General features: G+C 70.8%; 13 protein-coding genes and 1 riboswitch. Of the genes, 3 read left to right on the plus strand and 10 right to left on the minus strand.

What is annotated here, in order from left to right; translation table 11 throughout:
- Positions 1–66: 66 nt before the first annotated feature.
- Together gcvP and AB0M59_RS53005 are read right to left on the minus strand one after the other, a co-directional pair.
- Positions 67–2,952, minus strand: a complete 2,886-nt coding sequence (gcvP, locus tag AB0M59_RS53000) for an aminomethyl-transferring glycine dehydrogenase (protein WP_364631890.1) — start codon at positions 2,950–2,952, stop codon at positions 67–69.
- A 172-nt stretch (positions 2,953–3,124) separates the two neighbouring features.
- Positions 3,125–3,223, minus strand: a riboswitch (glycine riboswitch).
- Between the two features lie 42 nt (positions 3,224–3,265).
- Entirely contained in the window at positions 3,266–3,844 is a 579-nt protein-coding gene (locus AB0M59_RS53005; RefSeq protein WP_364631893.1) for a MerR family transcriptional regulator, read from the minus strand.
- A gap of 278 nt (positions 3,845–4,122) precedes the next feature.
- Here AB0M59_RS53005 and AB0M59_RS53010 point away from each other — a divergent pair, with 278 nt between their 5' ends.
- Positions 4,123–4,755, plus strand: a complete 633-nt coding sequence (locus AB0M59_RS53010; RefSeq protein ID WP_364631896.1) for a TetR/AcrR family transcriptional regulator — start codon at positions 4,123–4,125, stop codon at positions 4,753–4,755.
- Here the strand turns inward: AB0M59_RS53010 and trxA are convergent.
- The 8 genes from trxA to AB0M59_RS53050 all read right to left on the minus strand — a co-directional run bounded on the left by trxA (position 4,752) and on the right by AB0M59_RS53050 (position 8,924).
- A complete protein-coding gene (gene trxA / locus AB0M59_RS53015) occupies positions 4,752–5,081 on the minus strand; it encodes a thioredoxin (protein WP_364631899.1) in 330 nt (109 codons plus the stop codon). The two genes, AB0M59_RS53010 and trxA, sit on opposite strands and share 4 nt — an antisense overlap.
- 11 nt (positions 5,082–5,092) lie before the next feature.
- The gene (locus AB0M59_RS53020) at positions 5,093–5,488 is read right to left on the minus strand and encodes a MerR family transcriptional regulator (protein ID WP_364631901.1); all 396 of its coding nucleotides are present in this window, start codon (positions 5,486–5,488) and stop codon (positions 5,093–5,095) included.
- 41 nt (positions 5,489–5,529) lie between these two features.
- Positions 5,530–6,003, minus strand: a complete 474-nt coding sequence (locus AB0M59_RS53025; RefSeq protein WP_009078856.1) for a bifunctional nuclease family protein — start codon at positions 6,001–6,003, stop codon at positions 5,530–5,532.
- 216 nt (positions 6,004–6,219) lie between these two features.
- Entirely contained in the window at positions 6,220–6,966 is a 747-nt protein-coding gene (locus AB0M59_RS53030) for a MerR family transcriptional regulator (RefSeq protein WP_364631904.1), read from the minus strand.
- The gene (garA, locus tag AB0M59_RS53035) at positions 6,963–7,433 is read right to left on the minus strand and encodes a glycogen accumulation regulator GarA (RefSeq protein WP_284750621.1); all 471 of its coding nucleotides are present in this window, start codon (positions 7,431–7,433) and stop codon (positions 6,963–6,965) included. Before garA ends, AB0M59_RS53030 begins: the two co-directional genes overlap by 4 nt.
- Before the next feature lie 137 nt (positions 7,434–7,570).
- Positions 7,571–7,957, minus strand: coding sequence for a glycine cleavage system protein GcvH (gene gcvH, locus AB0M59_RS53040; protein WP_364631906.1), 387 nt, complete (start codon positions 7,955–7,957; stop codon positions 7,571–7,573).
- A gap of 102 nt (positions 7,958–8,059) precedes the next feature.
- Positions 8,060–8,680 carry a CDP-alcohol phosphatidyltransferase family protein gene (locus AB0M59_RS53045; RefSeq protein ID WP_364631909.1) on the minus strand — a complete coding sequence of 207 codons (621 nt, stop codon included), beginning with the start codon at positions 8,678–8,680 and terminating at the stop codon, positions 8,060–8,062.
- Positions 8,681–8,693: 13 nt separating this feature from the next.
- Positions 8,694–8,924, minus strand: coding sequence for a hypothetical protein (locus AB0M59_RS53050; RefSeq protein WP_364631912.1), 231 nt, complete (start codon positions 8,922–8,924; stop codon positions 8,694–8,696).
- A 315-nt stretch (positions 8,925–9,239) separates the two neighbouring features.
- Between AB0M59_RS53050 and AB0M59_RS53055 the strand changes: the two genes are divergently transcribed.
- Complete coding sequence (locus tag AB0M59_RS53055) at positions 9,240–9,752, plus strand: hypothetical protein (protein ID WP_364631915.1); 513 nt, start codon at positions 9,240–9,242, stop codon at positions 9,750–9,752.
- Between the two features lie 34 nt (positions 9,753–9,786).
- A complete protein-coding gene (locus AB0M59_RS53060) occupies positions 9,787–10,188 on the plus strand; it encodes a hypothetical protein (protein WP_364631918.1) in 402 nt (133 codons plus the stop codon).
- Positions 10,189–10,293: the final 105 nt, after the last annotated feature.

Raw genomic sequence — 10,293 nt, forward strand, 5'->3', positions numbered from 1 at the left:
GCCCCCCCTGCCGGGCGGCGGGGGTTGTTTTTTTTTGCTTAACAGTGTTCTAACACTGTTACGCACTCACGACTCCTGCGCGAAGGCCTCCGGAGGCGGGCAGGAGCAGACGAGGTTGCGGTCCCCCGCCGCGCCGTCGATGCGGCGGACCGGCGGCCAGATCTTCGCCGCGCTCGGGCCGGCCGGGAACACCGCCGTCTCGCGGCTGTACGGCCGGTCCCACTCGCCCGCGACGCAGCGAGCCGTGTGCGGAGCCTGGCGCAGCGGCGAGTCCTCCAGCGCCCACTCGCCTGCCGCGACGCGGTCGATCTCCGCGCGGATCGCGATCATCGCGGCGCAGAAGCGGTCCAGCTCGGCCAGGTCCTCGCTCTCGGTCGGCTCGACCATCAGCGTGCCCGCCACCGGGAACGACATCGTCGGCGCGTGCAGGCCGTAGTCCGCCAGCCGCTTCGCGACGTCGTCGACCGTCACGCCGGTCGCCTTCGTCAGCGGCCGCAGGTCGAGGATGCACTCGTGCGCGACGAGCCCCTCGTGTCCCGCGTACAACACCGGGTAGTGCTCCCCGAGCCGCTTCGCGATGTAGTTGGCGTTCGCCACCGCCACGAGCGTCGCCCGGCGCAGGCCGTCCGCGCCCATCATCCGGACGTACGCCCACGAGATCGGCAGGATCGACGCGCTGCCCCACGGCGCCGCACTGACCGGCCCGACCCCGGTCTCCGGGCCGGCCGCCGGCTGCAGCGGGTGGTTCGGCAGGAACGGCGCCAGGTGCGCGCGGACCCCGATCGGCCCGACGCCGGGTCCGCCGCCGCCGTGCGGGATGCAGAACGTCTTGTGGAGGTTGAGGTGCGAGACGTCGGCGCCGAAGCGGCCGTACTGCGCGACGCCGATGAGCGCGTTCAGGTTGGCGCCGTCGACGTACACCTGCCCGCCCGCGTCGTGCACCAGCCCGCACACCGCGCCGACGGTGTCCTCGTAGACCCCGTGCGTCGACGGGTAGGTGATCATGATCGCGGCCAGGTCGGCGCGATGTTCGTCCACAGTGGACCGCAAGTGGCCGAGGTCGATGTTGCCGTCGTCGTCGCAGCGGACGACGACCACCCGCATGCCTGCCATCACGGCGCTCGCCGCGTTCGTGCCGTGGGCGCTCGCCGGGATCAGGCAGACGTCGCGCTCGCCCTCGCCGCGCGAACGGTGGTAGGCGCGAATGGCCAGCAGCCCGGCGAACTCGCCCTGACTGCCCGCGTTGGGCTGCAGGGAAACCGTGTCGTAGCCGGTGATCCGCGCGAGCCAGGCGCCGAGGTCGGCGACCACCTCCAGGAGACCGGCGGCGTCCTCGGCGGGCGCGAACGGGTGCAGCCCGGCGAACTCCGGCCAGGTGATCGGCTCCATCTCGGCGGTGGCGTTGAGCTTCATGGTGCACGAGCCGAGCGGGATCATGCTGCGGTCGAGCGCGACGTCCTTGTCGGCCAGCTGCCGCAGGTACCGCAGCAGCGCGGTTTCCGAGCGGTGGGCGTGGAACACCGGGTGGGTGAGGAAGTCGCTCGTCCGCCGCAGCGGCGCCGGGAGCGCGTCCGCCGTGTCCGCGTCGAGACCGTCCACATCGGACACCGAGACGCCGAACGCCTTCCACACGCACGAAAGCCGTTCACGGGTCGTCGTCTCGTCGCAGGCGACGCCGACGTGGTCGTCGTCGACGAGGCGCAGGTTGACGCCGAGGTCGCGAGCCGCCGCGACGACCGCGTGCGCGCGCCCGGGCACCGCCGCGGTGACGGTGTCGAAGAATTCGCCGTGCCCGACGTCGACACCGCCTTCGGCGAGACCGGCGGCGAGCACGGTGGCCATCCGGTGGGCGCGCAGCGCGATGCCGCGCAGCCCCTCGGGGCCGTGGTACACCGCGTACATCGACGCCATCACCGCCAGCAGGACCTGCGCGGTGCAGATGTTGGACGTCGCCTTCTCGCGGCGGATGTGCTGCTCGCGGGTCTGCAGGGCGAGCCGGTACGCGGGCGCGCCGTCGGCGTCCTTCGAGACGCCGACCAGCCGTCCCGGCAGCTGCCGCTCGAGGCCCTTCCTGACCGCGAGGTAGGCCGCGTGCGGACCGCCGAAGCCGAGCGGGACGCCGAACCGCTGCGTCGAGCCGACGGCGACGTCGGCGCCGAGCTCTCCCGGCGGACGCAGGAGCGTCAAGGCGAGGGGGTCGGCGGCGACGATGACCGCCGCACCGTGCTTCTTGGCGTCGGCGATGGTGAAGTCGAACTCGTGCACCGCGCCGGACGCGCCGGGGTAGGACAGCAGCAGCCCGAAGAAGTCGCCGCCGAGACCGAGGCCGGTCAGGCCCTGCGAGAGGTCTTCGACGACCAGTTCGATGCCGAGCGGCTCGGCGCGGGTCCGGAGCACGGCGAGGGTCTGCGGCAGGGTGTCCTCGTCGACGACGAACCGGTTCGACGCGGACTTCCCGGCCCGCCGCACGAGCGTCATGGCTTCGGCGGCGGCGGTGGCCTCGTCGAGCATCGAGGCGTTGGCGACGGGCAGCCCGGTCAGGTCGGCGACCATGGTCTGGAAGTTGAGCAGCGCTTCGAGCCGGCCTTGCGAAATCTCGGGCTGATAGGGCGTGTAGGCGGTGTACCAGGCGGGGTTCTCGAGCACGTTCCGCCGGATCACGGGCGGAGTGACGGTGTCGTGGTAGCCGAGCCCGATCATCTGGGCCATCGGCCGATTACGGCCGGCCAGCGCCCGAAGTTCGGCGAGCGCCTGAGCTTCAGTGGCAGCCGGCGGCAGTTCAAGCGGCTCGGCGGAAGCGCGCAGAGACTCGGGAACAGCACGCTCGGAGAGCTCGTCGAGAGAAGCGACGCCGATGACGTCGAGAATGCGCTGAAGTTCATCCCGACCGGGCCCGATGTGCCGCTCGGCAAACGGGAGGCCTTGTTCCAGGGAGGCGAGTGACGGGTTCACAGGGGCCTCCTGGGGACAGCGGGGATGGACCGAGACAACGATGTCTCGGCCTCCCCACTCTGTCCGTACCCGCAAAAGCAGGCGCCTGAGAGTTTCGCCCGAGGTTGAGCCGGGCTTGCACCGTCGGCGGGGCCATCAGGTTGTGTCCTGACGACCCGCTTTCCAGAGGCGTCTCGTCCGCGCGGTCCGGGGTGCCTGAGAGGTTCCGGGGAGGATTTGCTCCTTCGGCGCCGAGCTCAAGGTGTGGCTCGGACTCTCCCGCGCGGATTCGTCGACCGCAGGGAGAACCTTACTCCGTCCGCCGTAGTGGTGATCACCCGGTCCGGCGGGCGTTGCGGCGCTGGGTCAGCTCGTCCGGCTCGTGCTGCTCGACGATGCCGCCGTCGGCGCGTTCGGCCGGGAAATCGTGGATGGTGCCGCTGATCTCCTGCATGGCACCGCTGACCGCGATGCCGAAGACACCCTGGCCGCCCTGGAGCAGATCGACGATCTCCTCCGGCGAGGTGCACTCGTAGACGGTGGTGCCGTCGGAGAACAGCGTCACGCGCGCGAGGTCGCGGACTCCGCGGACGCGCAGGTGGTCGACGGCGACCCGGATGTTGTGCAGCGAGACCCCGGTGTCCAGCAGCCGCTTGACGACCTTGAGGACCAGGATGTCCTTGAACGAGTACAGCCGCTGCGAGCCGGAGCCGTGCGCCGTGCGGATGCTGGGTGCGACCAGCTTCGTCCGGGCCCAGTAGTCGAGCTGGCGGTAGGTGATCCCGGCGATCTGGCACGCGGCCGGACCGCGGTACCCCACCAGCTCGTCCGGCAGCGAGTCGTCGGGGAACAGCTCACCCTGCTCGCCAGCCGCGACTTCAACAGGCTGCTTCTCGGAACCAGCCTCGACCACGCAAGCCTCCCCTCGCCCGACCGGACGGCCGGCGAATGACAGCCGGACGGTCCCAGGAGCGGGACCCACCGGAGATCAACCGCCACGGTCCGGCCCCAGACCGTGAATCACACCGTGACGATTTACCTCCTTCGACGGTAAGCGCCCGGACAGACCCGGTCAACGCGACGCGCGGCAAGCCTCAACGGTCGGATGAGCCTTTGAGCCGTTCGCCGTACCCCGGAGCCGGTGGTTCAAACCTATTGCCCCCTTTTACTCAGCCGAGTACATTTTTACTCATGCGAGTAAACACCGACCTCATGGCCGAGATGGGCCTCAGCGTGACGGAGGCGGCGCGCCGGGCCCAGATCATCGGCGCGACCATCGGCGTCATCGCCGACCTCGGCTACCGGAAAGCCACGTTCGCCAAGATCAAGGAACGCGCCGGCCTCAGCAGCACCCGGATGATCTCGTACCACTTCACCAACCGGGCCGGCCTGATGCAGTCCGTGCTGAGCACGGTGGTCGAGACGAAGAACGAGTTCCTCAAGGAACGCACCGGCGGCGGGGTGGACCCGGCGGACCGGCCCGGCTACCTGCGGGCGCACATCGAGACGTCGATCGCGTTCCTGCGCTCGTACCCCGAGTGCGTCCGGGTGCTGACGGAGATGGCCGCCAACGCCGACGACGCCGAAGGCTGGACGATGACGAAGATCCTCATCGACGACATGCGGGTGCACGGGCTGGCCCGCCAGCTCAAGCAGGGTCAGGCGGAGGGCCTGTTCGGCGACTTCACGCCGGAGGTGATGGCGATGTCCGTCGCGCAGGCCATCGACGGGGTGGCCGCGGCCTACGCGGCCGACCCGTCGCTGGACCTGGAGCAGTACGGCCGCGAGGTGGCCGACACGTTCGTCAAGGCGACCGTGCCCTAGAGGACGCTGTCGAGGCGTTCCTCGATCCGGGCCTTCGGGAACGCGCCGACGATCGTCAGCACCGGCTCGCCCGCCCGGAACAGGATCATCGTCGGCAGGGACATGACCTGGTACGACCTCGTCGTCTCCGGGTTCTCGTCGGCGTTGACCTTCCGCACGGCGAGCTTCCCGGCCCGCTCGTCCGCGAGCTGGGCCAGCACCGGGCCGACCATCCGGCACGGCCCGCACCAGGTGGCCCAGAACTCCACCAGCACGGGCACGTCACTGCCGAGGACCTCGGCGGCGAACGTCGCATCGGTGACATCGGAAACGGCAACAGCAGTCATGACAAGCTCCTTCACGGGCGCGGGGCGTCGGGGACGACACAGGGATCGGGCGCTTGCCGGGCCAGCGCGCCGGCGAGCTTCGACGCCAGCTCCGCCCGGATGCCGCCGAGGCGGGCCAGCAGTGCGTCGGCTTCTTCGAGCTTGCGGCGATAGACCTCGATCGACGTCAGGCAGGAGTCGCCGGTCTCGTGGCCGCTGCGGAGGCAGTCGACGAACGGGCGGGTTTCGTCGAGGGTCAGGCCGATCGTCTGCAGGGTCTGGATCTCCCTGACCAGCTGCAGGTCGTCCTCGTCGTAGTCGCGGTAGCCGTTCGCCGAGCGACGGGCCGCGAGGAGGCCCTGGGCTTCATAAAACCGCAGCGCACGGGTGGTGACACCCGTGCGCTGCGCAAGCTCTCCGATCCGCATACCCCCGACGCTAGACGTTGACGTCCGCGTCAAGGCAAGTCTCAGGTATCGGCTCCGCGGAAGTCCTCGGGCGACACGGAGTCGAGGAACTCGCGGAACTTCTCGACCTCGTCCTCCTGCTCGTCCGGGATGATCAGGCCCGCCTCCTCCAGCACCGCGTCCACGGCGTGGATGGGGACCCCGATCCGCAGGGCCAGCGCGACCGAGTCGCTCGGCCGGGCGGAGACCCGGATGTCGCCGTCGAAGACGAGCTCGGCGAAGAACGTGCCTTCCTTCAGGTCGGTGATGACGACCTGCTCGAGCTCCCGGCCGAGCGCCCCGATGACCTCTTTCAGCAGGTCATGCGTGAGCGGACGGGCAGGCCGGACTCCCTGTTGCTCCAAGGCGATGGCGGTGGCTTCGACCGAGCCGATCCAGATCGGCAGGTACCGTTCACCCTCGGTCTCCCGCAGCAGCAAGATCGGCTGATTCGCGGGCAGCTCGACCCGCACACCGACGACGCGCATCTCGCTCATCGGGCTTCGCCTCCCTCTCGTGCACACGGGCCCAGACGCCGGAACGGGTCTGTGCCGCCTCTGGCGACGCTACCCGTCATCCCTGCGCTGTGCTCGCTGTCGAGACTATCTCGGTTCGCCTGCCGCAAACCCTTGCCTTCACGGTACGGCATGCGGTGCCGAACATTCAGTCATTGACATGGGGCCGCAAAGAGGATCTCAGTGCCCCCTTGCGGATCAACACCCCGTGGCGCCGCGGATTCCGGCCTTGACGAGGAGCGTGTGGAGGGTCACGGACAGTGCCGCGAGCTCCCGCACCACCTCGTCGGCCCTCGACTTGGCCTCCGGGTCACGGTGCCGATACACCGGTGTCACGATCTGCTCCAGCAACCCGACCTCGCGGTCGGCCGCGGCGCGAAAGGCACGCAAATGTCTCGGCTCGATACCGAATTCGGTCATCGCCTTCACCGTTCGCGCGACCAGCACCGCGTCCGGGTCGAAGAACCCCGCGGGGCCGGGCCGGACCAGGCCGTACTGCTGCAGCTCGGCCAGTGCGGGCGCATCGATGCCGGCCTGCTCCAGGAGCTCCTCCTGGGTCAGGCGCAGCTCCTTGCCGGTGGTGAAGTCGTCCGCCACCGGCAGGCCGACGTTCGCCGCGGGGGCGTCGATCGGTACCAGCCGGCGTGGCGGGCGGGGCAGGTCCGCGGCGGGCCCGGCTCCCGAGTCCGCCGCGTCCAGCTGCTCCTTGATGACCTTCAACGGGAGGTAGTGGTCCCGCTGGGCGGCCAGGACGAACCTCAGTCGCTCCACGTCCGCCGCGGCGAACTGCCGGTACCCCGAAGCCGTCCGGCCCGGTTGGACCAGGCCTTCCGCTTCGAGGAACCGGATCTTGGAGATGGTGACATCGGGGAAGTCCGAGCGCAGCTGCGCCAGGACGGCCCCGATGCTCAGTCCGTGGTTCTGTGGCCGCCCGGCCGCCGTCACTGCGCTCCCTGGCCCCCGTGACCCGGGCCGGTCAGGAAGACCAGGCGGAACTTCCCGATCTGCACCTCGTCGCCCCCCGCGAGGACGGCCTGGTCGACCGGCTCGCGGTTGACGTAGGTGCCGTTGAGGCTGCCGACGTCGATGACGACGAACTCGCCGCCCTCACGCCGGAACTCGGCGTGCCGGCGGGAGACCGTGACGTCGTCCAGGAAGATGTCGCTGTCCGGGTGGCGCCCGGCGCTGGTCGTGTCGCGGTCGAGCAGGAATCGCGAACCCGCGTTCGGGCCGCGCTTCACGACCAGCAGCGCCGAACCCGCGGGCAGGGCGTCGACGCCCTGGACCGGCGCCTCCGCGGCCGGGGCGGACTCGTGGCCTTCGGCTTCGGCCAGGAAGTCGGCCCGGAAGACAGAGGTCCGCTCCGGAGACTGCTCCGGGGGAACGCCGCCGGGCCCGTCGTTCGTGCTCACCTGAGCTCTCCTCCACACATGCTGTGTTGCCTAGTACTCAAGAACGTGTAGCTGCCAACGTACCGTGCCTGATCGATTCTCCGAGCCCCGGCTCCCCGAACCGGCGCAGTGCCGGTCCGGGCGGCTCGGAGCGGAGCTCAGCCCTTGGTCAGGGCGTCGTACGCCTCGGCTTCCAGCAGGGCTTCGAGCCCCGCCGGGTCGTCGAGCCGGATCTCGATCAGCCAGCCCTCGCCGTAGGGGTCGCTGTTGATCAGCTCCGGCGAGTCGGCGACGGCGTCGTTGATCGCGACGACCTCGCCGTCGACCGGCGCGAACAGCTCGGACACGCTCTTCGTCGACTCGACTTCGCCGAAGACGTCGCCCGCGCTCACCTGGCGGCCGACCTCCGGCAGGTCGACGAACACGACGTCGCCGAGCTGGTCCTGCGCGTACTCGGTGATGCCGATGCGGACGAGGGTGTCCTCGCCGCGGGTGGCGACCCACTCGTGTTCCTCGGTGTAGCGAAGCTCTTCAGGAGCGGACACCGCCGGTCCCCTTTCATGCCCTCACTGGCGAAAACGTGCTGCGCGAAGTCTTACACCCACACGGCGCAGCCGCCGGGCACGACCCGGGGAAAGTGGTCTCGCTCAGTCGTCGCCCGCGCCGCGCAGCGCGTTGCGGGCCTGCACGACGTAGAGCACGCCGGACCAGACGTAGAGGACCCCGCCCCAGATGGTGAAGGCGTAGCCGATCGGCCGGGCGACCGCGGCGACGTCCGAGCCACCCTGCGCGAGCAGCAGGAACGGGAAGGCGTACATCAGCACGAAGGTCGCGCCCTTGCCGATGTAGGTCACCTCCGGCGGCGCGAACCCGCGGCGGCGCAGCGTCAGCACGCAGACGCCGAGCACGGCCTCCCGCAGCAGGAGCGGCACCACGACCCACCAGGGGATGATCTCCCGGACCAGGAACGCGACGAGCGTCGCGAGGATGTAGAGCCGGTCGGCGGCCGGGTCGAGCAGCTGGCCCAGCCGGGACATCTGGTTGAGCCACCGGGCCAGCTTGCCGTCGAGCCAGTCGGTCAGCGCGCCGAACATCAGCAGCGCGAGCGCCCAGCCGTCCTCCTCCGGACCCAGCAGCAGCCACAGGAACACCGGCACGCCGGCCAGCCGCAGCAGCGACAGCATGTTGGGGACGTTGAAGGCCTGCCTCAGCAGGGACGGCTCGGCGGCGCTCGCCTGAGCGGCTGGTTCGGGTGCGGCTGTGCTCACCCGGCCAGCGTAGTCAGCACGCGCGGCGGCGGCTCCAGCCGCGTCGCTGCAGTTCGGCGCTGCTCAGGGCCTCGGGACGGCCCCGGTAGTCGGTGCCCATCCAGCGGGCGCGGCCCGGGCGCGCCTCGAGGACGTAGGGGCGGCCGCAGCACCAGACGACGCTGCTCGGGACGGTCGGGGGGCCGGCCGGGCCGGGGGTCTGGTCGGTGCTGGTTTCGGGGCTGGTCACAGCGTCGGCGTTCATCGCTCTCACGGGCTCGGTACGGGTGTCGGGGACGGGAAGCTCGTCGGCCTCCACCAAGATCTTCGGCACGCGGAGCCGGATCGTTAACCGTCGCGGCCGGAATTAGACCGATCGATTCTTGATGGCAGCGTGAGGTTTCGGAGCGTGAACGGAATGTTAATAGTCCATTGTGGACGGTGTTTCGGCAGCCACCGGGCCGGGCCGCCACCCGGCTGGAGTAATCTGCCGCACACCTGTGGGCGCGTCGGTCCACGGGGCCCCGGCCCGGATGGGCCAGGATGACCGGGCCAGCCTGACCGGGGAGGAACGATCGCGGTGCCCCACCCGACCACCACGAGGACGTGGCGGCCGTTGCTCGCCGCCTGCCTCGCCGTGCCCGCGCTCGCGGCCTGCTCCGGCGAGCCGGCCGCCCAGGCGCCGTCCTCTCCGGCTCCCCCGGTGGCTTCGTCCTCGCAGCCGGCGTCGACCGGCACGCCTCCCCCGCCACCACCCGCCGACGGCAGCTCGTCCGCGCCCGCGCCGGTGACGAAGCCGTCCGGGGCGCCGCCGTCGGTGCCCGGGTCGTGCGGCACCGTGACCGCCGCCAGCGGGCTGACGCTCTACGTGTTCGACAGCGGCTCCGCCGGCGTCAGCTGCGTCGCGGCGACGAAGCTCGTCGGCGACTTCCACCGCAAGATCGCCGGCCGCCAGGGCGCCGGCTCGAACGACGCGGTGAACGAAACCGTCGACGGCTGGCTGTGCACATCCGGGCCGCCGGCCGCCCAGGGCGGCACCACCTGCACGAAGGGCGAGCAGACGGTGTTCGCCGCCGTCGTGCCCTCAGAGTGACCTCTCCCGATCCGTTTCCGCTCCTGAAGGGCCCATGAAGACACTCGCGTACCCCCTGCTGCTCGTCGCCGCGGCCGCCGTCCTGGCCGGCTGCGGCGGCGACCCGGCGCCCGCGGCGCCCTCCTCCGCCGAGCCCGCTCCCGTCCCCGCGGCGGCCGCGGCGGCCGGGTCGACGGCGCCGGGCGTGCCGTGCGGCGACGTCACCGGCACGGGCGGCGTGAAGACGGCGGTCATCGCGCACGGCCAGGTCGACTGCGCCGCGGCGACGAAGCTGCTGAAGGACTACTTCGCGAAGCTGACCCCGGCCGAGGCGGCCTCCGCCGACGGCCCGGGCCCGGTCGTCCTCGACGAGTGGACGTGCGGCAGCGGCGCCAACGACCCGGTGACGGCGTGCTCGACGGAGGACGGCCGCCAGGTCGAGGGCACCCGCGCCTGAGCACCTTCCCAAGCGCCCCAAGGTGGCCTTCGGTGCGTTCAACGCACCCAAGGCGGCCTTCGGTGCGTTGAACGCAACCAAGAACAGCGGCACGAGCTCGCTGAC

The sequence above is a fragment of the Amycolatopsis sp. NPDC051371 genome (genome assembly GCF_040682155.1).
Lineage (GTDB): Bacteria > Actinomycetota > Actinomycetes > Mycobacteriales > Pseudonocardiaceae > Amycolatopsis.